General features: G+C 70.7%; 26 protein-coding genes and 1 pseudogene. 16 read left to right on the top strand and 11 right to left on the bottom strand.

What is annotated here, in order from left to right:
* Nucleotides 1-58: 58 nt before the first annotated feature.
* The 8 genes from purS (at nucleotide 59) to purQ (ending at nucleotide 6,092) form a co-directional block, all read left to right on the top strand.
* Nucleotides 59-298, top strand: coding sequence for a phosphoribosylformylglycinamidine synthase subunit PurS (gene purS / locus AC1DCG_RS02230; protein ID WP_165256560.1), 240 nt, complete (start codon nucleotides 59-61; stop codon nucleotides 296-298).
* Between the two features lie 8 nt (nucleotides 299-306).
* Complete coding sequence (locus tag AC1DCG_RS02225) at nucleotides 307-969, top strand: DUF3885 domain-containing protein (RefSeq protein ID WP_477029532.1); 663 nt, start codon at nucleotides 307-309, stop codon at nucleotides 967-969.
* A 140-nt stretch (nucleotides 970-1,109) separates the two neighbouring features.
* Complete coding sequence (locus tag AC1DCG_RS02220) at nucleotides 1,110-1,610, top strand: hypothetical protein (protein WP_477041360.1); 501 nt, start codon at nucleotides 1,110-1,112, stop codon at nucleotides 1,608-1,610.
* Nucleotides 1,610-2,857 carry a tyrosinase family protein gene (locus tag AC1DCG_RS02215; RefSeq protein ID WP_477029530.1) on the top strand — a complete coding sequence of 416 codons (1,248 nt, stop codon included), beginning with the start codon at nucleotides 1,610-1,612 and terminating at the stop codon, nucleotides 2,855-2,857. The genes AC1DCG_RS02220 and AC1DCG_RS02215 overlap by 1 nt, the downstream gene beginning before the upstream one ends.
* Nucleotides 2,858-2,872: 15 nt before the next feature.
* The gene (locus AC1DCG_RS02210) at nucleotides 2,873-3,700 is read left to right on the top strand and encodes a HEAT repeat domain-containing protein (RefSeq protein WP_477029529.1); all 828 of its coding nucleotides are present in this window, start codon (nucleotides 2,873-2,875) and stop codon (nucleotides 3,698-3,700) included.
* A gap of 1 nt (nucleotide 3,701) precedes the next feature.
* Nucleotides 3,702-4,799: an SCO family protein gene (locus AC1DCG_RS02205; RefSeq protein WP_477029528.1), complete on the top strand. Its 1,098-nt coding sequence runs from the start codon at nucleotides 3,702-3,704 to the stop codon at nucleotides 4,797-4,799.
* 89 nt (nucleotides 4,800-4,888) lie between these two features.
* Nucleotides 4,889-5,374, top strand: a complete 486-nt coding sequence (locus AC1DCG_RS02200; RefSeq protein ID WP_477029527.1) for a DUF3291 domain-containing protein — start codon at nucleotides 4,889-4,891, stop codon at nucleotides 5,372-5,374.
* Between the two features lie 55 nt (nucleotides 5,375-5,429).
* Complete coding sequence (gene purQ / locus AC1DCG_RS02195) at nucleotides 5,430-6,092, top strand: phosphoribosylformylglycinamidine synthase subunit PurQ (protein ID WP_165256572.1); 663 nt, start codon at nucleotides 5,430-5,432, stop codon at nucleotides 6,090-6,092.
* Nucleotides 6,093-6,095: 3 nt separating this feature from the next.
* On the opposite strand, the gene AC1DCG_RS02190 is transcribed toward purQ, so the two are convergent.
* The 4 genes from AC1DCG_RS02190 to AC1DCG_RS02175 form a co-directional block, all read right to left on the bottom strand.
* Entirely contained in the window at nucleotides 6,096-6,881 is a 786-nt protein-coding gene (locus AC1DCG_RS02190; RefSeq protein ID WP_477029526.1) for a hypothetical protein, read from the bottom strand.
* 191 nt (nucleotides 6,882-7,072) lie between these two features.
* Nucleotides 7,073-7,219, bottom strand: coding sequence for a hypothetical protein (locus tag AC1DCG_RS02185; RefSeq protein WP_164467334.1), 147 nt, complete (start codon nucleotides 7,217-7,219; stop codon nucleotides 7,073-7,075).
* Between the two features lie 138 nt (nucleotides 7,220-7,357).
* The gene (locus tag AC1DCG_RS02180) at nucleotides 7,358-7,753 is read right to left on the bottom strand and encodes a type II toxin-antitoxin system VapC family toxin (protein ID WP_477029525.1); all 396 of its coding nucleotides are present in this window, start codon (nucleotides 7,751-7,753) and stop codon (nucleotides 7,358-7,360) included.
* On the bottom strand, nucleotides 7,750-8,013 hold the full coding sequence (locus AC1DCG_RS02175) for a type II toxin-antitoxin system VapB family antitoxin (protein WP_477029524.1): 264 nt from the start codon (nucleotides 8,011-8,013) through the stop codon (nucleotides 7,750-7,752). Before AC1DCG_RS02175 ends, AC1DCG_RS02180 begins: the two co-directional genes overlap by 4 nt.
* Nucleotides 8,014-8,080: 67 nt before the next feature.
* Here AC1DCG_RS02175 and purL point away from each other — a divergent pair, with 67 nt between their 5' ends.
* Nucleotides 8,081-10,300: a phosphoribosylformylglycinamidine synthase subunit PurL gene (gene purL, locus AC1DCG_RS02170; RefSeq protein WP_477029523.1), complete on the top strand. Its 2,220-nt coding sequence runs from the start codon at nucleotides 8,081-8,083 to the stop codon at nucleotides 10,298-10,300.
* Nucleotides 10,301-10,341: 41 nt separating this feature from the next.
* A complete protein-coding gene (locus AC1DCG_RS02165; protein ID WP_477029642.1) occupies nucleotides 10,342-10,704 on the top strand; it encodes a hypothetical protein in 363 nt (120 codons plus the stop codon).
* Here AC1DCG_RS02165 and AC1DCG_RS02160 read toward each other — a convergent pair whose 3' ends face one another.
* A complete protein-coding gene (locus AC1DCG_RS02160) occupies nucleotides 10,705-11,367 on the bottom strand; it encodes a hypothetical protein (protein ID WP_477029522.1) in 663 nt (220 codons plus the stop codon). It lies immediately after the preceding gene.
* Between the two features lie 15 nt (nucleotides 11,368-11,382).
* Nucleotides 11,383-12,042: a hypothetical protein gene (locus AC1DCG_RS02155; protein WP_477029521.1), complete on the bottom strand. Its 660-nt coding sequence runs from the start codon at nucleotides 12,040-12,042 to the stop codon at nucleotides 11,383-11,385.
* A 308-nt stretch (nucleotides 12,043-12,350) separates the two neighbouring features.
* Between AC1DCG_RS02155 and AC1DCG_RS02150 the strand changes: the two genes are divergently transcribed.
* From AC1DCG_RS02150 to AC1DCG_RS02135, 4 genes are all read left to right on the top strand, one after another.
* Nucleotides 12,351-13,034 (top strand): heavy metal response regulator transcription factor, encoded by a 684-nt coding sequence (locus AC1DCG_RS02150; RefSeq protein ID WP_165256590.1) that lies wholly within the window; start codon nucleotides 12,351-12,353, stop codon nucleotides 13,032-13,034.
* Nucleotides 13,031-14,458: a heavy metal sensor histidine kinase gene (locus AC1DCG_RS02145; RefSeq protein ID WP_477029520.1), complete on the top strand. Its 1,428-nt coding sequence runs from the start codon at nucleotides 13,031-13,033 to the stop codon at nucleotides 14,456-14,458. The genes AC1DCG_RS02150 and AC1DCG_RS02145 overlap by 4 nt, the downstream gene beginning before the upstream one ends.
* A 65-nt stretch (nucleotides 14,459-14,523) precedes the next feature.
* Nucleotides 14,524-14,901: a hypothetical protein gene (locus AC1DCG_RS02140; RefSeq protein WP_477029519.1), complete on the top strand. Its 378-nt coding sequence runs from the start codon at nucleotides 14,524-14,526 to the stop codon at nucleotides 14,899-14,901.
* A gap of 30 nt (nucleotides 14,902-14,931) precedes the next feature.
* Nucleotides 14,932-15,417 carry a nuclear transport factor 2 family protein gene (locus AC1DCG_RS02135; protein WP_477029518.1) on the top strand — a complete coding sequence of 162 codons (486 nt, stop codon included), beginning with the start codon at nucleotides 14,932-14,934 and terminating at the stop codon, nucleotides 15,415-15,417.
* Between the two features lie 35 nt (nucleotides 15,418-15,452).
* On the opposite strand, the pseudogene AC1DCG_RS02130 reads toward AC1DCG_RS02135, so the two are convergent.
* From AC1DCG_RS02130 to AC1DCG_RS02110, 5 genes and pseudogenes are all read right to left on the bottom strand, one after another.
* Nucleotides 15,453-15,560, bottom strand: a pseudogene (locus tag AC1DCG_RS02130) (hypothetical protein); the annotation flags it as partial.
* A gap of 60 nt (nucleotides 15,561-15,620) precedes the next feature.
* Nucleotides 15,621-17,009 (bottom strand): efflux transporter outer membrane subunit, encoded by a 1,389-nt coding sequence (locus tag AC1DCG_RS02125; RefSeq protein ID WP_477029517.1) that lies wholly within the window; start codon nucleotides 17,007-17,009, stop codon nucleotides 15,621-15,623.
* On the bottom strand, nucleotides 16,996-18,210 hold the full coding sequence (locus AC1DCG_RS02120) for an efflux RND transporter periplasmic adaptor subunit (protein ID WP_477029516.1): 1,215 nt from the start codon (nucleotides 18,208-18,210) through the stop codon (nucleotides 16,996-16,998). The genes AC1DCG_RS02125 and AC1DCG_RS02120 overlap by 14 nt, the downstream gene beginning before the upstream one ends.
* Nucleotides 18,203-21,385: an efflux RND transporter permease subunit gene (locus tag AC1DCG_RS02115; protein WP_477029515.1), complete on the bottom strand. Its 3,183-nt coding sequence runs from the start codon at nucleotides 21,383-21,385 to the stop codon at nucleotides 18,203-18,205. Before AC1DCG_RS02115 ends, AC1DCG_RS02120 begins: the two co-directional genes overlap by 8 nt.
* 119 nt (nucleotides 21,386-21,504) lie before the next feature.
* Nucleotides 21,505-22,005, bottom strand: coding sequence for a winged helix-turn-helix transcriptional regulator (locus AC1DCG_RS02110; RefSeq protein WP_477029514.1), 501 nt, complete (start codon nucleotides 22,003-22,005; stop codon nucleotides 21,505-21,507).
* Between the two features lie 125 nt (nucleotides 22,006-22,130).
* Here AC1DCG_RS02110 and AC1DCG_RS02105 point away from each other — a divergent pair, with 125 nt between their 5' ends.
* Together AC1DCG_RS02105 and AC1DCG_RS02100 are read left to right on the top strand one after the other, a co-directional pair.
* Nucleotides 22,131-22,928 carry an SDR family NAD(P)-dependent oxidoreductase gene (locus AC1DCG_RS02105; protein WP_477029513.1) on the top strand — a complete coding sequence of 266 codons (798 nt, stop codon included), beginning with the start codon at nucleotides 22,131-22,133 and terminating at the stop codon, nucleotides 22,926-22,928.
* Nucleotides 22,929-23,009: 81 nt separating this feature from the next.
* Nucleotides 23,010-23,201: a hypothetical protein gene (locus AC1DCG_RS02100; protein WP_165256608.1), complete on the top strand. Its 192-nt coding sequence runs from the start codon at nucleotides 23,010-23,012 to the stop codon at nucleotides 23,199-23,201.
* The last annotated feature ends 809 nt before the right edge of the window (nucleotides 23,202-24,010 follow it).

Here is a 24,010-nt window from a genome sequence, read left to right as displayed (position 1 = left end):
CAGGACGCCTCCCTGGCGGGAGGCGTCGCGACGCTTGCGTCGCTGGGGAGATTTTGCGTTGAAAGCCACCGTCCACGTGTTCCTGAAGCCCGGCGTGCTCGACGTCCAGGGCAAGGCCGTCGAGAACGCCCTGCACGGCCTGGGCTGGCCGTCGGTCAAGGACGCCCGCGTCGGCCGGGTCATCGAGTTCGATCTCGACGCCGCCGACGCCGAGGCCGCCAAGGCCGAGGTCAAGGCCATGTGCGACAAGCTGCTGGCCAACACGGTCATCGAGAGCTACCGCATCGATATCGCCTGAGGCGGATCGTGGGAGAGGCCAGCCTCCATCCCACCCGCCAGCGGATGCTCGACGTCTTCGGCGTCGAGCGCCTGCACGACTTCCGGGGGCCGGCCTGGACGCGGATCGAACTGATCCCCGACGCCACGGCCCCCGACCGTCTTCCCCAGCCCTTCACCGCCTCCGCCCGCCTCCTGCGCGAGCTCGACACCGCCCGCGCGGTCGTCGCCGCCATGTTCGGCCGATCCGAGCGCGTGACCCTGGAGCTGGGCTGGAGCTCCCACGAAAAGCCGCCGTTCAAGCGCCTGTCGCACCTGGGCTTCGACCTGCCGCGCGATCCGGCCTGGCGCCTGCGCCCCGATCCGCAGGACGCGCCCGACTGGTGGTGGAACCTCGCCTATGTCGAGACGACCGCCGCCGCCGACGCCCTGGCCCCCTTCCTGCTGGCCGCGGTCGGCGGCTTCCAGAAGCGGGGCCTGATCAACCTGTCGGTCGGGATCGTCGACTTCGAGACGGGCCTGGCCCTGGAGTTCTACGACGCCAAGGGCATGACCCCCATGGCCGTCACGCCCGAGCGCCTGGCGCCGGTCTATTGGCGGTTCCGCGACTGGGTGCGCGACGTCGAGATCGAGCGCTGCGACGCCCTGCTGGCGCCCTGGCGGGACGCCGCGCCCCGCCTGACCGTGGTCTGAGCCGGCTCGCCAGCAATCGCCCGCCGGCTGTGCGCCCGCGCACATTGCAGAACGACGTTACGCGATATTGACGACCAAGCTCCAGCGTGAGCTACTTTTTCAGGTTGCATTTCAAGCAAACACTCTGAAGGCGCGCACGGATGTGCCCAGACCCCGCCCGCCCGGAGCCCTGCTCGGCCACGCCGCTGCGGGCGACCCTGCCGCAACTGATCGGCTGCGGGCTGGGCCTGGCCCTGGGTCTGGCGGTCGATTGGGCCAATGGCGCGGGCGCGATGCTCGCGGGTCTCTGCACGCGCTCGGGCGGCTATGGCCCGGCCTTCATGGCGGTCTGCGAACTGGGACATCTGGGCATGGTCGTCGGGGCGCTGGCCGGCTGTTGCGCCAGTCTGGCCCGGCAGGCGCCGTGGCGAGCCGAGGCCGCGGCGCGCGACCGCGCCCTGCTGGCCTCGGGACTGGCGCTGGGCGGCATGCTGCTGGCGATGGCCGGTCTCAGCGCCCTGCCCGCCTGGGGCGGCAAGAGCCTGGGCGCGACGCTCGCGGCGATGMTGGCGGCCATGGTCGCGGGCCACGGGCTGGGCCTGCTGGCGCACGGATGGATTTCTAGCGGCGCCGGGCGCGCGCGACACAGGGAACGGGCGTGATGCGTGTGGAGATCGACATCGAGGGCGAGCTGCCCGACGGCCGGGTGTTCCTGACCTGGGCGCCCGTCAAGGCGACCGCGCGGGTGATCGACGGCGGCGCGGGCGGCGACGTGGACGTCCTGCTCGAGAACGGCGGCTCGGCCGGCGGCGGCAAGGTGGTGTTCGACACCAAGCGCCGCCACGACGGCGATCCGAGCCTTCGCCTGCGCCTGCCGCGCAACGGAACGCCCGTCGCGTTCTGGGTGGCCGGCGAGTTCGGCGAACCCAGCAAGAGCTACGGCGACGCCGGCATCAAGGCCAGCGTCGGCGGCGCGGTCGTCGGCACGACGCCGCTGATGGTGCGCATCCGCAAGGACGCCCAGACCCTGACCGAGGCCGAACGCGACCGCTTCCTGGTGGCGCTKGCCCGGCTGAACGACGCCGGCGCGGGCCCCTTCCGGGCGTTCCGCGACATGCACACCAACCTCTCCAGCCGCGAGGCCCACGGCGGCCCCGGCTTCCTGTCCTGGCACCGCTCGTACCTGCTGGACCTTGAGCGCGAGCTGCAGGCCATCGATCCGAGCGTCGCCCTGCCCTACTGGCGCTTCGACAAGCCGGCGCCCAACATCTTCGACTCGCACTTCCTGAGCATGCCCGCGGCCTCGCCGACGGCCGGCGACCTGGTGCGGTTTCCGCCCGGCCATCCGCTGGAGCACTGGTCGACCGACAGCTTCACCGGCGTGATGCGGCGGCCCAACTTCGACATCAGCACGGCCCCGCCGTCGCGCCGCGCCGGTCGCGCCTACGTGCTGACCGAGCGCGAGACCCTCGATCTGGGGGTCACCTTCCGCCAGCTGCGGGCGATGGAAAGCGCCCCGCACGGGCCGGCCCACGTCAGCTTTTCGGGCTTCATCAGCTCGATCCCCACCGCGGCGAAAGACCCGCTGTTCTTCCTGCTGCACGGCAATGTCGACCGGCTGTGGGCCAAGTGGCAGTGGGCCAACCGGCGCTTCGACACGGCCGATCCGGACGCCTTCCAGGCCGGCGGCCCGCTCGGCCACCGGCTGCCCGACACCATGTGGCCCTGGAACGGCGTCACCGGCGGCGAGCGCCCGCCCACGGCGCCGGGCGGGCCGCTGAAGGACTCGCCCGTCACCCGGCAGCCCGGCCCCAAGCCCACCGTGGGCGTCATGCTCGACTACCTCGGCGTCAGGAGCGGCCTGGACCAGGGTTTCGCCTATGACGACGTCCCCTTCGAAGCCGCCTGACGCGGGAGCCAGACGATGAAGGCCAGTGACTATCGCCGGCAGTACGAGGCCCAGCTCGCCGCCTCGGCCTCGTTCACCGACGGCCTGCGCGCCGCCGCCGCGCCCGAGATCGACGCCGAGGACGACATCCCGTCCCTGCTGGCCATCGCCGCCGACAAGACCGCCTCGGAGGACGATCGCCAGGCCGCGCTGGAACAGGTGCACGCCGCCACCTTCCTTGGCCAGGCGTTCGACGGCCATCGCGCCGAGTATCTGGCGGCGCTGCGCAAGCTGATCACCGACGACGCCCCGGCCCTGCGTCGCCTGGCGCTGGAATGGCTGAGCGCGGTCAAGGACGACGTCGCCCAGAAGGCCCTGGCCGAGGGCCTGAAGAACCCGGCCAAGGCCCTGGTCTCGGCGGCCAACGCGCTGGAGTTCCTCAGCCTCGACGAGCACAGCGCCGTGACCCCGCTGGCCCGCCTGGTGCTGGAGCGCGAGAAAGACCTGGAGACCAGGGTCGCGGCCCTGCGCACCCTGACGGCCGACCCGAACGCGGCCGACCTGTTCGCGCGTTTCATGCGCGACAAGGACGAGTTCAAGGAAGTGCGCCAGATCAGCGCCGTGGGCCTGCAGAAGCTGAACGAGAACCTGTTCCAGAAGGTGGCCCAGCAGATCGCCGTCGACGACCACGACTTCGACGACATCCGGGCCACCGCCCTGAACGGCCTGGCGCGCAGCCCGATCGCCGAGCAGTTGCTGAGCAATCCGGCGGTGCGGGCCTCGGCCAAGGCGATCGGCGAGAAGCTGTCCTCGAACGCCTTCTCGGCCCTGCTCTCGCGCATCAGGCCCGGGTCGGACGCCTGAGATGCCCGCCGGGGCCACGATCGACGCCACGGCGCCGGCCGACGAACGGCAGGCGGCCATCGACCTGGCCCTCGCCGGCCCGGACGCGCCGGCGGCCCTGACCCGGCTGCTGGCCGAGGACGGACCGCTCTATCGCGGCCTGGGCGCGTCGGAGGCCGAACGCCTGCGCGGACGGGTGCTGGCGGGCTTCGCGGTCGCAGGCCTGCCGCCGACCGCCCTGCCCCAGGTGCTGGCCGAGCTGGAGACGGGGCTGAACCCGCAGGTGGTGGCCGGGGCCGCCCTGGCGTTGGCGGGAACCACCTCGCCGCCGATCGAGGCGCTGGACCTCCTGGCGGCCGCCGCCCTGCGCATCCGGCCGGTCGACGACCTGACGGCGCTGGGCGCGGGTCCGCCCGCCAGCGCGGCCGCGCAGGTCGTACGCGCCATGGCCCGCTACGGTCCGCCGGCCGCCTCGCGACTGCGGGTTCTGCGGGCCGAAGGCGGCTGGTCGGCGGCGGTGACGACCGCCCTCTCCGAAGCCATCGCCACGGCCGAAGCCGCCGCGCCGAAGGGTTGCTGCGGCGGACGGGCGGGCGCCGTCCCAGCCCCGCCCGCCGCCGCGCCCGGAGCCGTCGACGACGTGCAGATCCAGGACCAGACAGGCGCGGTGATGCGCTTTGGCGACCTGTTCGCCGGCCGGCCGGCCGCCATCGCCTTCTTCTACACGCGGTGCATGAACCCGCAGAAATGCTCGCTGACCATCTCGCGCCTGGCGGCCGTGAAGGCGCGGCTGAAGGCGGCGGGACTGGACGAGCAGGCCAGCGTGGCGGCCTTCACCTACGACCCGGCCTACGACACCCCGCGCCATCTGGAGACCTACGGCCGCGACCGCGACTTCCCGTTCGACGCCCGCTGCCGGCTGCTGCGCACCACCGGACCTCTGGAACCGCTGCAGGCCCATTTCGAGCTCGGCGTCGGCTTTGGCCCGGCCACGGTCAACCAGCACCGCATCGACCTGGCCGTGATCGACGCTGCGGGCCGCATCGCGCTCAGCCACGCCCACCGGCTGTGGGACGACGGCGAGGTGTTCGAGACGCTGGCCAGGCTGATCCGCGCCTGACCTCTTTCGCGGCGTCCCTTTCGGAACAGCCCCTTTCGGAACGGCCGGGCGGCGCCTACCTCCAGGACAAGCACAACCGGGAGGACGTCATGGCGGCATTCGAGCTGGCCCAGGTCAATATCGGCCGGCTGAAGGCGCCGATCGACCATCCGTCGATCAAGGACTTCGCCGACAACCTCGACCGGATCAACCTGCTGGCCGAGGGCTCGCCCGGGTTCGTGTGGCGGCTGAAGGGCGACGGCGGCAACGCCACCGACCTGCCCATCGGCGGCGACCCGCTGCTGATCCCCAACCTGTCGACCTGGACCGACATCCCGTCGCTGGGCGCCTATGTCTATCGCTCGGCCCATGTCGAGATCATGCGTCGCCGCCGCGAATGGTTCGAGCCGGCCGAGGGGCCGCACATGGCCCTGTGGTGGGTTCCCGCCGGTCATCGCCCCACCGTCGAGGAGGCGGTGGAGAAGCTGGCCCTGCTGGCCGCCCACGGCCCGACGCCCGCGGCCTTCACCTTCCGCCAGCCCTTCCCGGCCCCGGCCGGCGAGGCGGTCGGGCCCGTGCTGGACGAATGCGCGTGAGTTTCAGCGCCTACGCCGCTGACATCCGCTTCGAACGGTGCTACAGGCCCGCGCCATGAAAGCCGCCGTCGTCGTCTTCCCCGGTTCCAACTGCGATCGTGACTGCAAGGTCGCCGTCGAGCGCTCCACCGGCGCCCGCGTCGAAATGGTCTGGCACCAGGAGACGGCCCTGCCGGACGACCTGGACCTGATCGTCCTGCCCGGCGGCTTCTCCTACGGCGACTACCTGCGCTGCGGCGCCATGGCCGCCCAGAGCCCGGTGATGAAGGAAGTCGTCACCGCAGCCAACCGCGGCGTGGCCGTCGTGGGGATCTGCAACGGCTTCCAGGTGCTGACGGAAGTCGGCCTGCTGCCCGGCGCCCTGCTGCGCAACGCCAAGCTGAAGTACATCTGCAAGCCGGTCGAGCTGGACATCGTCAACGCCCAGACCCGCTTCACCGCCGCTTTCGGCGAGCAGCGCGACGCGGTGATGACCGTGGGCAACGGCGAGGGCAACTTCTTCGCCGACGAAGAGACGCTGAACCGCATCGAAGGCGAAGGCCAGGTCGTGTTCCGCTACAAGGACAATCCCAACGGCTCGGCCCGCGACATCGCCGGCATCGTCAACGCCGGTGGCAACGTCCTGGGCCTGATGCCCCACCCCGACCGCTCGTTCGACGCCGACCTCGGCTCGGAAGACGGCGCGATCCTGTTCCGCAGCGTCTTCCAGAGCGCCTGACGACTACGACGTCGGCGGAACCAGCTTCCAGCCGGCGCCGTCGCGAACGACCTGAACGCGTGTCCCGTTAGACGACATGCGCTCGGACGCATCCGGCGATATCGCCCGCGAAAACTCCAGTGTGTTCTCGTCGATCCAGCGCGGGTCGCACGCCGATGGAGCATCGAGCTCGACGAGCTTGAAGACACCGTCCTTATAATCGGCGATCTGCACGCCGTTCAGCCCCTCGCCGTCGACGTCGCCTCCCGCCGCGGCGAACGAGCCGCCCTTCGGCGAGACCACGGGCGCTCCCGCCAGCGAGATCGCGCGTCCGCCCATGTCGACCAGCGTCCAGGTCTCGCTTTCCCAGAGAACGCCATGCACGACGTCGATCGGCGCGCCGTCGATACGGCCCAGGTAACGATAGGCGCTGGCGGCGTCGTTGTGCTCCTCCCGCGTCCGGTCGACGAACCGAACACCAGAGACGGTCAGCACCTCGCCCTCGCGGCGTACACGCCCCAGGGTGGACAGCACGGCCGGCGCCTCGGCGCGGTTCTTGGCCGCCATATCCTCCCGCTGCATCTTCAGGAAGACCGTCGGATCATAGGGAACGTTTTCATAGCGCCCTGCGGGCTCGGGGCTTGGCCGAGCACCGTGACAAGCAGCCCGAACCGTGTCGAACACCTTACCCTCGAACGGAGCCAGCAGGACGGCTTCGACCGACGCCTCTCCGTTGCCTTCGGCCTCGCGCTCGCAGCCTACGATCATCGCCGTGGCCAGGATCACAGCGCCCGCCTGCTTCCAACCCATCACACCCCCTCAAGTTGGCATGAGGGAACCACGCGCATGACCGCGGCTCAAGCCGACGTAAACGCCCACGAAAAAGGGCCGGCGGAGCGACGCCGGCCCTTCCTCCGATGGAGCGCTGCTAACGCTCGCCAGAGCATTTTCCGACGAAGTGGGTACCGGTTCGTCGTCAGAAAATGCGCTGAAGCTTCAGATCAGCGGTCGCGATCGCGCTCCGGCTGATTTTCCTGGCCGCCCGGGTTGCGGCCCTGCTCGTTCTGGCGCTGCTGCTGTTGCTGGCCCGGCGCCTGGCGCTGCGGGTTCTGCTGTTGCTGCTGCGGATTGCGGGTTTGTTCGCCCATGGGCCTTACTCCTCTTCGTTCCGCGCGCTGCGATGCGCACGGGATGAAGAACGGGCGCGAGACTCGCCGCGTTCCTTCGGCGCAGCTGCCTTAGTTCCTGCTTAGCTTATGTTTTTACGCGGGTTTTCGCGCGAGACGTCAGATCGCCGAACGGATGTCGGTATGGACGAAGTCGTCGCCCTTGAAGAGCAGCGGCGCATTCAGCGACTTGGCGAGGGCGTAGGAAAAGCAGTCTCCGAGATTCAGCCTCGCCGGATGGCGGCCTTTGCCAAAAGTCATCGCCGCCTCGACCGCCACGCGCACCTGCACACGATCGACATCGACAATCTCGATGCCGAGCATCTGCAGATCCCTGTCGAGCTCGTTCGAGACGATCTCTGGCCCGTAGGCCCTGGCATAGACGTGGGCGGCCTCGACCACACTGGCGGCGGACATCGCCTTGCGCGGCTGGGCGAGCAGGAGCGAGAGAAACATCTCGCGCTCGGGCTCTTTCAGGACGATGGCCGCCAACGCCGACGTATCGACGACGATCAACGAGGCAGGCCCTGCTCGTCATACATTTCGGCATCGATCTCCGCCGCCGTCTTGTCGGAGATGCGGAGCCGCGCATCGACCTCCCGCAGCCAAGCCTCGATCTCGACGCGTCGATCCGTCTGCGCCTGGGGCTCAAGCCCCAGCGTCTTCAACGTATCAGCCAGCGCATTATGGATCGCATCCGTCAGGCTGACGCCCGTGGCTTCAGCCACCTGACGGGCCAGGGCCTCGGTCTCGGCGCGCTTGATGCTGATGCCCATTTCTAGAACCACCTTCAGCTTTCTAGAATATAGCGGAATCCCCGCAGCCGCGCTAGAAGGCGCGCCCATGAGCGCACCGACCAACGCCCCCGCCAAGTCCCCCGCCAAGACGATGGCCGATACGGCCGCCGAGTTCGGCCTGAAGCCCGAGGAATACGCGGTCGTCCTCGACCGCCTGGGCCGCGAGCCCAACCTCGTCGAGCTGGGCGTGTTTTCGGTGATGTGGTCCGAGCACTGCTCGTACAAGTCGTCCAAGAACCAGCTGAAGAAGTTCCCGATCAGCGGCCCGCGCGTGATCTGCGGTCCGGGCGAGAACGCCGGCGTCATCGACATCGATGACGGCGACGCGATCATCTTCAAGATGGAAAGCCACAACCACCCCTCCTACATCGAGCCCTATCAGGGCGCGGCGACGGGCGTGGGCGGCATCATGCGCGACGTCTTCACCATGGGCGCGCGTCCCATCGCCCTGCTGAACGCCCTGCGCTTCGGCGAGCCGGCTCACCCCAAGACCAAGCGCCTGGTGGACGGCGTGGTCGCCGGCATCGCCGGCTACGGCAACTGCGTGGGCGTGCCCACCGTCGCGGGCGAGACCAACTTCCACAAGGGCTACAACGGCAACATCCTGGTCAACGCCATGTGCGTGGGCCTGGCCAAGGCCGACAGCATCTTCTACTCGGCCGCTCCAGGCCCGGGCCTGGCGGTCGTCTATTTCGGCTCCAAGACCGGCCGCGACGGCATCCACGGCGCGACCATGTCGTCGGCCGAGTTCTCCGAGGATTCCGAGGAGAAGCGCCCCACCGTGCAAGTCGGCGACCCCTTCGCCGAAAAGCTGCTGATCGAAGCCACGCTGGAGCTGATGGCCACCGGCGCCGTCGCCGCCATCCAGGACATGGGCGCTGCTGGTCTTACGTCGTCGTCGGTCGAGATGGCCGGCAAGGGCGGCGTCGGCATCGAGCTGAACATGGACATGGTCCCGCAGCGCGAGACCGGCATGTCGGCCTACGAGATGATGCTGTCGGAAAGCCAGGAGCGCATGCTGGCGGTCCTGAAGCCCGGCCGCGAGCAGGACGGCCACGCCATCTTCGAGAAGTGGGGCCTGGACGCCGCCGTCATCGGCTACACCACCGACACCGGCCGCCTGGTGCTCAAGCACCACGGCGAGACCGTCTGCGACGTGCCGCTGGCCCCGCTGTTCGACGATGCGCCGCTCTATGACCGTCCCTGGACCGAACCGAAGGTCGACGCCCGCCTCGACCCGGCCAAGGTCGCCGCGCCGCAGAACTGGGAAGAGGCCGTGCTCAAGGTCCTCGGCTGCCCCGACATGGCCTCCAAGCGCTGGCTGTGGGAGCAGTACGACCGTCACGTGATGGCCGACACGCTGGAAGACAGCGCCACCGGCTGCGACGCCGGCATCGTGCGCATCCACGGCACCGGCAAGGCCGTGGCCGTGACCAGCGACTGCACCCCGCGTTACGTCCAGGCCGACCCGTACGAAGGCGGCAAGCAGGCTGTCGCCGAAGCCTGGCGCAACCTGACGGCTGCGGGCTCGCTGCCCATCGCCATCACCGACAACCTCAACTTCGGCAGCCCCGAAAAGCCCGAGACCATGGGCCAGATCGTGCGCGCCACCGACGGCATGGCCGAGGCCTGCCGCGTGCTCGACTTCCCGGTCGTGAGCGGCAATGTCAGCCTCTACAACGAGACCAACGGCGTCGCCATTCCGCCGACCCCGACCGTCGGCGCCGTCGGCCTGCTGGCCGATTACGACCTGCGCACGGGCTTCGGCAACGTGGCCGAGGGCGACACCCTGGTGCTGATCGGCGAGACGCACGGCGAACTGGGCGCCTCGATCTATCTGCGCGAGATCCTGGGCCGCGAGGACGGCGCCCCGCCGCCGGTCGACCTGGCGGTCGAGCGTAAGAACGGCGACTTCGTCCGCGGCCTGATCGGCTCGGGCCTGGTGGCCGGCGTGCACGACCTGTCGGACGGCGGCCTGCTGGTCGCCGCGGCCGACATCGCGCTGGCCAGCAAGGTCGGCGTCACCCTGAACGCCACCAGCCACGCCCACGCCCACCCCTACCTGTTCGGCGAGGACCAGGCCCGCTACCTGGTGGCGACGCCCGATCCGGACGCCCTGCTGGAAGCGGCCAAGGAAGCCGGCGTGCACGCCAATCTCGCGGGCGTGGCCGGCGGCGAGGCCTTCGCCTCGACCGACCTGTTCTCGATCCCGCTGGCCAAGCTGCGCGAGGCGAACGAAGCCTGGCTGCCGGCGTTCATGGGCTGATCGCCGAGAGCGGCGAGAGTATCGAGAAGAGAGTGTTCCTGATGCGCCTGCCGCTGATCGCCGCCGCCCTGCTGACCCTGGCCGCCTGCGCCCCGACGGCTCCTCCGCCGGCGGGGCCCGCCCAGGCCGCCTCGGCCGGCGATACCGCCGAGGCCTGCGCCGCGCGCGGCGGCCAGATCGAGATGGTCGGCCGCCGCGGCCTGCCCACCTGCGTCGTGCCCTACGCCGACGCCGGCAAGGCCTGCACCGACAACGCCCAGTGCCAGGGCGGCTGCATCGTCGAGGGCAACCTCGAACCCAACGACGCCCCGGTGACCGGCCAGTGCAAGCGCTCGAACGTGCAGTTCGGCTGCTACGCCAAGGTGGTCAACGGCAAGGCGGTCGGCGCGATCTGCGTCGACTGACTAGATCGCCCCGTAGGTCACCGAGAAGCCGCCGTCGGCCGCCTGCACGACGGTGGCCTTGGCCCGCTCGCGGCCGGTGAAGTCGATGACCGCCCCGGCCCTGGCCGACAGGTCCAGCACCTTGCCGCGCACATAGCGCCCTTCGATCAGGTGGAACACCGGCCGTGGCCGGATCTGGTAGGTGATCTGCGGCCGGGCCGCGAACACCGCCGCCGGCACGGGCTCGTTGCTGTCGATCTGCTTGGTCACGCCCAGCACCACCCCGTCGCCGTTGGGAAAGTCGGCCTTGGTGCGGATCGCGAAGTGGCCTGGCTCGGCCGCGCCGGACGTCAACTCCTCGGCGAAGCCCCGGCTGCCGCCCTGGTCGTCCATGTGGGTGATGGTGACGAGGTCGCGGGCCAGCGGGTTCACCGGCACGGCGAACAGGCCCTTGATCACCCGGTCGACCTGCACGACGGCGGGAAAGTCGACCAGGGCCTGGACCGCCTCGCTGAAGGTGGTGGTGCGGGGCGCGCCCGGCTCGACATAGTCGAACGCCGCGCAGACCGCGGGCAGAACCGCCACCGGCGCGCCGTCCTGGGTGACGTCCGGCGGCGCGGGCAGCAGCCCATAGCTGCGAACCGCGTCGCCGCCGTTCACGATCTCGATCGTCCAGACCGCCATGCCCCCTCCGCCGGCTCAGTTCGCGCCGTAGGCGACGGCGAAGACCCCGTCGGCCCCGGCCGTGATCGTCGCCTTCAGGTCGTCGGCGTCGAAGTCGATATCGGCCACCGACGGCGGATGCAGCGCCAGCGCCTCGCCCCGCAGCGGGCGTCCCTGCGCCAGGTGGAAGCGGCGCGACGGCTTGATCACGAACACGCCGCCCGGCTTGGGCGCGAAACCGGCGATCGGGTACGGCAGGTCGCTGTCGCCGAACTTGCCCAGCCCGACCGTCGAAGGCGGCGGGAAGCCCTCCCTCACCAGCGGATCGGACGTGTGCAGCGAGACCGTGCCGTACTCCGACCGCCCGTGCTCGACCGGTCCGAAGATGCCGCTGTTGAAGTCGGTGAGCAGGCTGACGCTGTCGCGCGCCCGGGCGTCGACCGGAACATTGGCGCTTTCCACCAGCACCACGCCGGGCGCGGGCTTGGCGCCGTTCAGGTCGACATAGATGGAGATGCTCTCGCTGAACGTCGAGCGCCGCCGCTCGCCGGGCTGGACGCCCGGATAGGTGATCCAGGCGCAGGGATGCACCGCGACGGCCTGGCCGGCGAAACGCACCTCCGGCGGCTGGCTGAAGACGAAGAAGTCCTGCGCCGCCCCGGTTTCGTTGACCACCTCGATCGTCCAGATCGCCATCTTTCGCCCCTGCCCGCGGCGCGACCTCGCGCCGAAACGAGCACAAGCTATGCGAGAAACAGTTATTTCCACAATTGAAGATGGTTCGCCGCGATGCCCCCGGCGCGTTCGGGTCGAAAATGTCATGCGGGCGTCAGCCTGGCGACCCGAGCCCTCTGCCATCTAGGCTGCAGTCCTCGCCCGGCCGCTACCGAGCCCCCTTCCCGCCCCAGCCGTGGCGGTCGGCGCGGGGACGCTGTATCAAAGCTGTTCGAGGAGGCCTTGCGCCTCCGCCGCACGAACACCGCGCCGCCGGGCCAGCCGCCATCATGAAGATCCTGATCGTCGAGGACGAACCCAAGACCGTCGCCTATCTGCGCAAGGGGCTGACGGAACAGGGCTACTCGGTCGACTTCGTCGGCGACGGCGAGGACGGCCTGCACCTGGCCCAGACCCTCGACTACGACGCCATCGTGCTGGACGGCATGCTGCCGGGCCTCGACGGCGTGGCCATGCTGGAGCGCCTGCGCCAGACCCGCCAGACGCCGGTGATCATGCTGACCGCCCGCGACAGCGTCGACGACCGCCTGCGCGGCCTGGGGGCCGGCGCCGACGACTACCTGGTCAAGCCGTTCTCGTTCCTGGAGCTGCTGGCGCGGCTGCAGGCCATCACCCGGCGCGGACGCGGCGAGGCCACCACCATCACCGTCGGCGACCTGCATCTGGACCTGCTGGCCCGCCGCGCCACCCGGGCCGGACGCCGCCTGAACCTGACGGCCAAGGAGTTCGCCCTGCTGGCCGTGCTGGGCCGGCGCCAGTCGCAGATCGTCTCCAAGACGATCATCACCGAGCTGGTCTGGGACATCAATTTCGACACCAACACCAACGTGGTCGAGGTGGCCATCAAGCGGCTGCGGGCCAAGATCGACGGCATGTTCGAGACCAAGCTGCTGCACACCGTGCGCGGCATGGGCTACGTGCTCGAGCACCGCCCCGACGGAGGCCCCGAATGACCCCCGCCTCGATCGCGCCCAAGTCCATAGCCGGCCGCCTGGCCCTGATGTTCGCCATCGCCACCACCCTGGTGTCGGTGCTGGCGGGCGTGGCCATCTTCGGCTTCCAGAGCCTGGAGTTGCGCCGCCACCAGGCCGAGGAGCTGAACGCCCGCATGGAGATCATCGACGCGATGATCCGCCACGCCGGCGATCCCCAGCGCTGGCCGATGCTGGGCGACAAGCTGGAATCGTTCACCCCCGCCAACGGCAGCACCCGCTACCGGGTCGACTGTCCCGACGCCCGCTTCCGCTTCGCCCCCGACGACGCCCTGGCCCGGGCGCGCGACGGCGTCGACCTGATCCATTTCGACGGCAAGCGCTACATGACGCTGACCCGGCGCGTGCCGCCCTATCTGGAACGGCCGGAGGTGCGGCTGGTGATCGCCACCGACACCGCGCCGTTCGACGCCTCGCGCCGCGTGCTGGGCGTCGGCGTGCTGGCCGTGTCGCTGGTGACCATCGCCCTGGTCAGCCTGCTGGGCTGGTGGGTGGCGCGCAAGGGCCTGGCCCCCGTCGACCGCCTGTCGCAGCGCGCCCGCGCGCTGAACCCCAACGATCTTGGCCTGCGCATGCCCACCCACGACCTGCCGACCGAGCTGGTGGGCCTGATGACCGCCTTCAACGGCGCGCTCGACCGCCTGCAGGACGCCTACGAGCGCCTGGCCTCGTTCAACGCCGACGTCGCCCACGAGCTGCGCACGCCGCTGGGCAACCTGATCGGCCAGACCCAGGTGGCCCTGTCGCGCCCGCGCGAGACCGGCGAGCTGGAAGAGGTGCTGCATTCCAACCTCGAAGAGCTGGACCGCCTGCGCTGCATCATCAACGACATGCTGTTCATGGCCCGCGCCGACCAGGGCGCGCTGGCGGCCAACCTGGAGACGGTGTCGCTGGCGGCCCTGACCCACAAGACCGCCGACTTCCTCGACGTGCTGTTCGAGGACGCCGGCGTCGCGCTGGTGGTGGTCGGCGACGGCCTGGTGGCGGCCGACGCCTCGCTGCTGGGCCGGGCGGTGACCAACCTGCTCGACAACGCCATCCGCCACGGGGTCGACTGCAAGACGGTGCGCGTGACCATCGAGCCGCAGCCGGACGGCAAGGTCTGCCTGGGCGTGCGCAACCGCGGCGGCCCCATACCCGAGGCGCACCTGGCGCGGCTGTTCGACCGCTTCTATCGCCTCGACCGCGCCCGCGAGCACAGCCACGACGTCCACGGCCTGGGCCTGGCCGTGGTCAAGGCCATCGTCACCATGCATGGCGGCGCGGTGTTCGCCCGCTGCGACGAGGGCGAGGTGCTGATCGGCTTCACCCTGCCCGGCGGCGCGGCCCCCTCCGGCGATCCCCAGGAGCCCGCGACGCGCAGGGGCGAGCCGGTTCAGGCCTGACTGCCGCCAGACCCCCATAGGCGACCCGTAACCTTGGCGCTAAGGTCCGCGTCCAGGGGGGGCGCATGTCGGGTTTCACGGATCTTGAAAAGGCCGCGCTGAGCGCGATCTGCGACGCCAGGCCAGGCATGGCGCGGCAACTGCGCTCGCTGCTGGCGACGATGCAGCTGGCCGAGCGCGAGAACACCGGCCACGGCTTCTACACCTGCTTCGACGTCGACCGCGCCCAGCCGCCCCTCGACTGGCCGACGCGCACGCTGGAAAGCCCGACCGCCGAGGTCGCGGTCGACGGCAGGACCCTCCTGATGGGGTTCATCCTCTGGCTCGAGGACGGCTTCCCCACATGCCTGGAAGGGTTCCAGCACGGCACGCCCGAGGGCGAGGACATCGACCTCAAGCCCAAGGACCTGGCCGCCCTGGTCTGGACCCGCCTGGCCGACTGACCCGCCAACGACAGCAAACCGGAGACGCCCATGATCGCCGCCCTGCTCGCCGCCATCGCCCTCGAAGCCGCCGCGCCGCCCGCCGTTCCGGTCCAGCCGCAAGCCGCCGCCCCGCAGGCGCTGGATGCGGCCGCCGTCAAGGCGGTCGAGGCGGTGGCCTACGACTATGTCGACGGCCAGCTGGAAGGCGACGTCGCGCGCGTCACCCGCTCGCTGCACCCCGATCTGGCCAAGCGCGCCATCCGCGCGCGTCCGGATCCGGACGAGACCCTGGGCCTGCGCCGCATGAACCGCGACGAGCTCGTCAGCCTGACCCGGCAAGGCGCCCTGAAGACCCCGCGCGAGAAGTGGGACCGCAGCGTGCGCGTGCTCGACGTGGCCGGCAACGTGGCGGTGGCGCGGGTCGAGACCCCCTGGTTCGTCGACCATCTCAACCTTGGCCGGTTCGGCGACCGCTGGGTGATCGTCAACGCGCTCTGGTACCCCAAGCCCCAGCCGCCGGCGGCCAAGTCCTAGAATCCGGACTCGATTGGGACGGGTGAAAAAGGCCGTCATCCCGGCCGAAGACCCGCATCGCGGGTCGTAGAGCCGGGACCCAGGGGCCGTCGCACTGCGGTTGCTCCTGGGTCCCGGCTCTCCGCTTCGCTGCGGCCGGGATGACGATCGTTGGAGGCTTTGAACGCCACGGCGTCTTGCCGCCGGACGATTGGGCGCCCCCCTTAGGCGCTCTCCCCACCCCTCCAGCCGCCGCCCAGCGCGCGGATCAGGTCGACGCTGGCCGCCAGGCGGCGGGTGCGCAGGTCCAGGGCCGAGCGGCGGGCGTCCAGTTCGGCGGTCTGGGCGGTGACCACGTCGAGATAGCTGGCCGCCCCCTCGCGATACCGGGTCGTGGCCAGGGCGCGGGTGCGGGCGGCGGCGTCGACCGCCTCGTCCTGGCGGGCCTGGGCCGCGGCCAGGCGGTTCGCCAGCGCCATCTGGTCTTCGACCTCGCGGAAGGCGTCCAGCACGGTCTGGCGATAGCCTGCGGCGGCCTCGTCGAACACGGCGCGCGTGCGGGCGACCTCGGCCTTGCGGGCGCCGCCGTCCAGCAGCGGCAGGGCCGCCGCCGCCGGTCCCAGGGCCCAGACGCGATTGGCCGTGGTCAGCAGCTCCCCGCCCGTCGACTGCCAGCCGCCGCTGGCGGCCAGGGTCACGGTCGGGAACCAGGCGGCGCGGGCCACGCCGATGCGGGCGTTGGCGGCGGCCACCCGGCGCTCGGCCGCGGCGATGTCGGGCCGACGCTGCAGAACGAGCGACGGCGTCGTCACCGGCGTCCTCGGCGCATCCGACAGGCCGTCGATCGCCACGACCGAGAAGCTGGAGGCCGGCTCGCCGACCAGCACCGCCAGCGCGTGCTCCAGCAAGGCGCGATCGGCCAGGGCCTGCTCCTGCTGGGCCAGCGCGGTGGCCAGCTGGGTCTCGGCCCGGCCGGTGTCGAGCGCGCTGGAGGCGCCGCCCACCTGGCGTCGCCGGGTCAGGTCCAGCGCCTGGCGATAGGCGTCGGCGGTCGACGACAGCACGGCGATCTGGGCGTCGGCCCCGCGCAGCTGGAAATAGGCGTCGGCCAGCTGGGCCTGCAGGCTCAGGCGCACGGCGGCCAGGTCGGCGGCGCTGGCGTCGGCGTCGGCCCGGCCGGCCGCCACCTGGCTGCGCACGCGGCCCCACAGGTCCAGCTCGTAGGCGGCCGAGGCGCTGAGGCCGACCGGATCGGTGCGGCCGGCGGAGGTCGTGCGCTGGCTGGCCGCGCCCGCGTCGATCCCCACCGTCGGATAGAGGTCGCTGCGCGCCTGGCGGGCCAGGGCGCGGGCCTGGTCATAGCGCGCCAGGGCCTGGGCGAGGCTGGCGTTGCCGCCCGACAGGCGCTGCTCCAGGCCGTCCAGCACCGGATCGGCGAACACCGCCCACCAGTCGCCGGCCTGAGCCGTGCCGGCCGCGCCCGCCGGGGTCCAGGGTCCGGTGTCGCGGAAGGCGGCGGGGGCCTGGACGGCCGGCGGCGCATAGGCCGGCGCCGTGCTGCAGGCCGCCAGGCCCAGCAGCGCCAGGGGCAGGACAGCCTTAGCCGCGCGCACCGGCGCCTCCCTCGGCTTGGGCGGTCTTGTTCTGGGCGGGCTTGGGCTGGATGGCGCGCACGCTGTCGCCGTCGGCGATGGCGTCGGGCGGGCTGCTGACCACCCATTCGTTGGCCGCCAGGCCGCCGGCCAGCTCCAGTTCCGAGCCGTGGTCCTTGGCGATCGTGACCTTGCGGATGTGCACCTTGCCGTTGCTGTCGACCACGGCGATCGCCGTGCCCTCCTTGCGGAACAGCAGGGTGTTGGCCGGCACGCGCAGGGTGGCGGGCGCGGCCTGGGCCAGGCCGCCCTTGCCCAGATCGAGGCTGACCTGGGCGTAGGCGCCGGGCTTCAGCAGGCCCGCGGCGTTGTCGACCTCCAGCTGCACCAGCATGGCGCCCGACTGGGCGTCGACGGCGTCGGCGGCGCGCACCAGCCGCGCCTGGAACGACTGGCCGGGCTGGTCGGGCGTGGCGAAGCTGGCGGTCATGCCCGGACGGATCGAGGCGGCCATGCTCTGGGGCACGCTGACATAGAGGCGCAGGCGACGGGTGTCCGACACCGTGAACAAGGGCGACGGCGCGCCGCCCCCGGCGCTGATCAGGGCGCCCAGGTCGGTGTCGCGGCTGGTCACCACGCCGTCGAACGGCGCGACGATGCGCTTGAAGGCGGCCAGGCTCTCCAGCCGGCGCACATTGGCGGCGGCCTCGTTGCGCATGGCTTCGCGGGCGGCCAGGTCGCCCTGCTTCTCGTCGGCCTCCTGCTGGGAGACGGCGTTCTCGCTCACCAGGCGCTTCCAGCGGGCGGCCCCGACCGAGGCGAGGTCACGCTGGGCCGAGGCCGTGGCCAGCGCGGCGCGGGCGGCGACCAGCTGCTGGTCGACTTCCGGCGCGTCGATATCGGCCAGCACCTGGCCGGCCTTCACCGGCTGGCCGATGTCGACGTACCAGCGACGCAGATAGCCGTCGGTGCGGGCGTAGACCGGGGCCTGGTTCCAGGCCTGCAGGCGGCCGGGCAGCACCAGCGCGCCGTCCTCGCCGGCGGTCGGCCGCACGACGCTGACGGTGACGACGCCGGCGTCCTGGCTGGCGGCGGCCAGGTCCTTGCCGCTCATGAAGCGGGCGGCCGCGCCCGTCGCCAGGATCAGGGCGAAACCCGCGGCGCCGACCAGCGCCAGACGGCGCAGCCGACGCGGATCGGTCTTGGGCAGGGTGTCAGGCATGGACGGATCCTTCGGTGGACGGCGCTTCCGCGCGGGGGCGGCGGCCGTGGACGATGGCGAAGATGGTCGGAACAAACAGCAGCGAGGCGCAGGTGGCGAAGATCAGGCCGCCGATGACGGCGCGGCCCAGTGGGGCGTTCTGCTCGGCGCCCTCGCCCAGGGCCAGGGCCATGGGCCCCATGCCGATGATCATGGCCAGGGCGGTCATCAGCACCGGGCGGAAGCGGGTGACCCCGGCCTCGAAGGCGGCCTGCACCGCGTCGCCCGTGGCCGCCAGCCGCTCGCGGGCGAAGCTGACCACCAGGATCGAGTTGGCCGTGGCCACGCCCATGCACATGATCGCGCCGGTCAGGGCGGGCACCGACAGCGGCGTGCCGGTGGCGAACAGCATCCAGGCGATGCCCGCCAGGGCGGCCGGCAGGGCCGAGATGATCACGAACGGGTCCAGCCAGGACTGGAAGTTGATGACGATCAGCAGGTAGATCATCACGACCGCGCCCAAGAGGCCCCAGCCCATGCCGGAGAAGGCGGTGTTCATGGTCTGGTACTGGCCGCGCAGGGTTACGCGCACCTTGGCCGGCTTGTCCTTCTCCAGGCTCTTGAGAACCTTCTGGACGTCGGCCGCCACGCCGCCCAGGTCGCGGCCCTGCGTGGCCGCATAGACGTTGACCATCGGCTGGATGTTGTACTGCGAGACCACGGCCGCCGTCGTGCCGCGGCTCAGCGCGCCCAGGCCGCCCAGCACCTGCGGCGCCTCGTTGGGAACGCGGCTGCCGGTGACCGGGATGGCGCCCAGCTTCTCGAAGCTGTCGATCAGGTATTCCGGCGTCTGGGCGACGATCGGGTAGGACACCCCGTTCTGCGGGTTCAGCCAGAACACCGGCGCGGTCTGGGCGCTGCCGGCCACGGCGCCGGCCAGGCTGGCGGTGACGTCGCGCTCGTCCAGGCCCAGGGCGTGGATACGGGTGCGGTCGGCGTCGAAGCGCAGCTGCGGCGAGGCCGTGGGCTGCTGGATCCGCACGTCGGCGATGCCCTCGACGCCGCGGATGGCCCGCAGGATCTTCTGGGCGTAGGCCTGGTTGGTCGCCGCATCCCCGCCGGCCACCTGGATGTCGATCGGCGCGGGGCTGCCGAAGTTCAGGATCTGGCTGGTGACGTCGGCCGGCAGGAACGAGAAGGTCGCGTTCGGGAAGGCCTTGGGCAGCTCCTGGCGCAGCGCCTTAACGTAGTCGTCGGTCGGCTTGTGGCCCTTCTTCAGGCTGATCAGAATGTCGCCGTCCATCGGGCCGATGGTGCCCGAGGCGTTGTAGGCGACGTTGATGCCGCTGGTGGACAGGCCGATGTTGTCGACCATGGTGTCGATCTCGGCGCTGGGGATGACCGTACGCACCTGGCGCTGGATGCGGTCGAACAGCGCCGCCGACTCCTCGATGCGATAGCCGGTGGGCGCGCGGACGTGCATGGCGATCGAGCCGGAGTCCACGGCCGGGAAGAAGTTGCGGCCCAGGAACGGAACCAGCGCCAGGCTCAGCACCGCGAACGCCAGGAAGCCGGCGACGAACTTGCCGCGCGCGCCCAGGGCGAAGCCCAGCAGGCCGGCATAGGCGTCGCGCACCTTGGCGAACACCCGCTCGAAGCCGCGCTGGAAGCGCACCAGGCGGTTCTTGGACGGCGCCTCCTGGTCGTGCGGCGCGTGCGGCTTCAGCAGGAAGGCCGCCATGGTCGGCACCAGGGTGCGCGACAGCAGGAACGAGGCGATCATCGCGAAGACCACCGACATCGCCATCGGCACGAACAGGAAGCCCGACACGCCCGGCAGGAAGAACATCGGCACGAAGACGATGCAGATGCAGAGCAGGGAGACGAAGGCCGGCGTGACGATCTGGGCCGCGCCGTCGAGGATCGCGGTCTTGACGTCCTTGCCGTGCTCCAGGTGCCAGTTGATGTTCTCGATGGTCACCGTGGCGTCGTCGACCAGGATGCCGACGGCCAGGGCGAGCCCCCCCAGGGTCATGACGTTCAGGGTCTGGCCGAAGGCGGCCAGGGCCGCCACCGCCGCCAGCACGGCCAGCGGGATCGACACGGCGATGATCACCGTCGAGCGCCAGCTGCCCAGGAACAGCAGGATCATCAGCGAGGTCAGGATGGCGGCCAGCGCGCCCTCGTGCACCACGCCCTCGACGGCGGCCTTCACGAAGGTCGACTGGTCGTTCAGCGGCGTGATCGACAGGTTGTCCGGCAGCTGGGCCTTCAGTTCGGGCAGCGCGCCCTTGATGCCGTCGACGATGGCGATGGTCGAGGTCGCGCCCGACTTCAGCACCGTCATCAGCACCGAGCGTTGGCCGTCCACGTGGACGACGTTCTGCTGCGGGGCCGAACCGTCGCGCACGTGGGCCACGTCGCCCAGGCGGATGGTCGCGCCGTTGACCGTGCGCACCGGCAGGGCGTTCAGCTCGTCGACCGAGCCGGGGGCGTTGTTGAGGCGCAGGCTGTACTGGAACTCGCCGATCTTGACGAAGCCGGCCGGCGTGATCTGGGTCTGGGCGGCGATGGCCGCGCCGACGTCGGTGGCCGACAGCCCCTTGGACAGCAGGGCCTGCGGATCGATGTCGACCTGGATCTGGCGGGTCTTGCCGCCGAACGGGAACGGCACGGCCGCGCCGGGCACCGTCACCAGCCGCGTGCGGATGAAGTTGACGCCGTAGTCGAACAGCTGCTGCTCGCTCATGCCCTGGCCCGACAGGGCCAGCTGCACGATCGGCACGGTCGAGGCGTTGTAGTTCAGCACCAGCGGCGGGGTGGTGCCGGTCGGCATCTGGCGCAGCAGGGTCTGCGAGACGGCGGTGATCTGGGCGTTGGCCAGGCGGATGTCGGCGCCGGGCTGGAAGTACACCTTCACCACCCCGATGCCCTGCAGCGAGGTGGCCTCGATGTGCTCGATGTCGTTGACCGTGGTGGTCAGGGCCCGCTGGTAGGGCGTCAGGATCCGGCCCGACATGTCCTCCGGCGACAGGCCGTTATAGGTGAAGGCCACCGCCACGACAGGGACGCGGATCTCCGGAAAGATGTCGGTCGGGGTGCGCAGGATCGCCAGCACGCCGACGATGAGGATCATCGCGGCCATGACGACGAAGGTGTAGGGACGCGCCAAGGCCGTCCGCACAAGCGAGATCATCGAAGCATCCGTCGTTCCGGAGAGGTTGCGACGGATGTAGCGGCGCCATCGGGTCGTCAGGCTGACGCCTGCCTGACAAGGCGGTCAGCAACGGTGGACAACCTGAGCCTTGGGCCGTTTCAGCCGCGCCCGCGTCTGGCCTCGATCAGGGCCGCGCGGTCGCGCACCGTCTGTCCCGCGGCCGGGCCGGCGGCGTAGGTGAAGGTCTCGCCGTCGATCGGGCGGCCGCTGACGGCGTCGACCACGATCGGCTCGGCCGCCCGGCCGGTGGTCCGGTCGACCAACTGCCCGGCGATCCCCTCATCGGCGAAGTGGCGGTTGCCGAAGGCCAGCAGCGCGGTCAGCACCGGGGCGAAGTCGCGGCCGCGCGCGGTCGGCACATACTCATGGCGCACCGGCCGCTCCTGATAGGGCCGCCGCTCGAGAAAGCCGGATTGTACTAGTCCGGCCAGGCGCTTGGCGAGGATGTTGGGGGCCACGCCGAGGCTCTTCTCGAACTCGTCGAAGCGGGTCAGCCCCTGCAGGGCGTCCCGCAGGATCATCAGGCTCCAGGTGTCGCCGACGCGTTCGAGCGTGCGGCCGACGGGGCACTGTCCGGGATCGAAGGCGCGCGTGGTCATGAGATCAAGATAGGCGGTCGATAGCAAAATGAAAGCCAGTCACTTGCAATTCGAAAGTCACTAGCCATCTGCAAGTCACCCCGCCGCGACGAGCGTGGCGGCCAGCATCCCGAGGGGATCCAGACATGAGCAACAAGCAGTTTTCCGGCGCGGCCCTGGTGACCGGCGCCTCGACCGGCATCGGCGCCACCTATGCCGACCGCCTGGCCCGCCGCGGCCACGACCTGGTGCTGGTCGCCCGCGACGCGGCGCGCCTGGCCGCCCTGGCCGAACGCCTGCGCAGCGAGACCGGCGTCAAGGTCGACGTGCTGCAGGCCGACCTGACCAACGCCGTCGACCTGGCCCGGGTCGAGGCCCGCCTGGCCGAAGACGCGAGCATCGACCTCCTGATCAACAACGCCGGCGCGGCCCTGGGCGGCGACTTCGTCGAGCAGGACGTCGACAAGGTCGACAACCTGATCCAGCTGAACGTGGTGTCGGTGACGCGCCTGGCCCACGCGGCCGCCGTCGCCTTCCAGGCCCGCGGGCGCGGCGCCATCGTCAACATCTCGTCGGTGGTGGGCCTGCTGCCCGAGTTCCGCTCGCCGGTCTACGGCGCGACCAAGGCCTATGTGACCTACTTCACCCAAGGCCTGCGCAGTCAGCTGCCCGAAACGGTGAAGCTGCAGGCGGTGCTGCCCGGCGCCACCCGCACCGAGATCTGGGACCGCTCCGGCGGCAGCGTCGACGCGCTGGACCCGTCCACGGTGATGGAGGTCGGCGACCTGGTCGACGCGGCCCTGGCGGGCTTCGACCTGGGCGAGCTGATCACCATCCCCTCGCTGCCCGAGGCGGCCGACTTCGCCGCCTATGACGCGGCCCGCCTGAACCTGGCGCCCAACCTGTCGCGCGACCGTCCCGCGCCCCGCTACGGCGTGGCCTGAAGCCCCCGTGTCGGCGGCGGCCAGACCACGGAACGAAAGCCGCCGCCGGCCGCTCCCCCTTGTGAAACCGGGAGGCGCAACATGGCCGTCATAGCCAATCTCGACGAGTTCATCCTGGAAGAGACCGAGCACGGTATCTTCCTGACGCTCACCGCCGACGACGACCAGACCATGCGCGTCAAGGTCACCCTCGACGACCTCGAAGAGATCATGGAGGTCATCGACGAGGTGTTCGGCGTCGAGGTCGAGGCGGCCAACGACGAGGCGGAGTGATCTTTCCAATCCTTCTCCCCTTGCGGGAGAAGGTGTCGACGAAGTCGACGGATGAGGGGTCGCATGTACGAGAACGCCGCGACGGCTGATCGGCTGTCGCGGCGTCTTGTTTTGAGAGACCCCTCACCCGACCTCCCTCCGGGAGGCCACCCTCCCCCTTCGGGGAGAGGATCTCTACCCGACCTCCACCGTCAGGTGGCGCAGCTCGTGCACCGGCAGGAGCCGCTCGCGCACGGCCTGGGCCGGCAGGCCCGCTACCCACAGCGTGAGGCGGGCGAGCCCCTCCAGATCCTCCCGGAGGTGGCCCGAAGGGCCTGAGGGCGCCAGCGCCGGCGCCAGGCCCCCCCTCAGTCGCGGAGTTTATCCTCGGGCCGGCCTTTGGCCGGACCCGAGGGCGACAGCTCCCGCCCCCAGGAACCTCCCCCTGTGGGGGAGGCGGCCGAAGGCCGGTGGGGGGAAGTTCTCAGCTTGCGGGGCGCTGGCCGTCTTCCTCCAACTCCCCCCACCGATCGCTGCGCGATCGCCTCCCCCACAGGGGGAGGTTCCCGGTTATGGGGATAGAGCCCGGTCTATCCCCGGCGTTGGCCGAAAAGAGTTCCACGAACTCAACGCTCTACAACTTTCTCATCCTATTCAATCAGACGCGCTCAAACCGGCTGCATAATCAAAGCCGTCCCCGCCATGGGGAGGGCTCTTGGTACCGGCCCAAGCGTGGCGAGGACCGCATCGAGCGGGGCCGCAAGAAGGTCTCGGGAAGGCGGGACAGGGTCTGTTCGTGGATAGATCTCCGGGGCCCTGCGAACCCTTCC

This window comes from Caulobacter sp. 10L414 (assembly GCF_056395525.1).
This window is presented reverse-complemented; position numbering and strand designations above follow the sequence as displayed.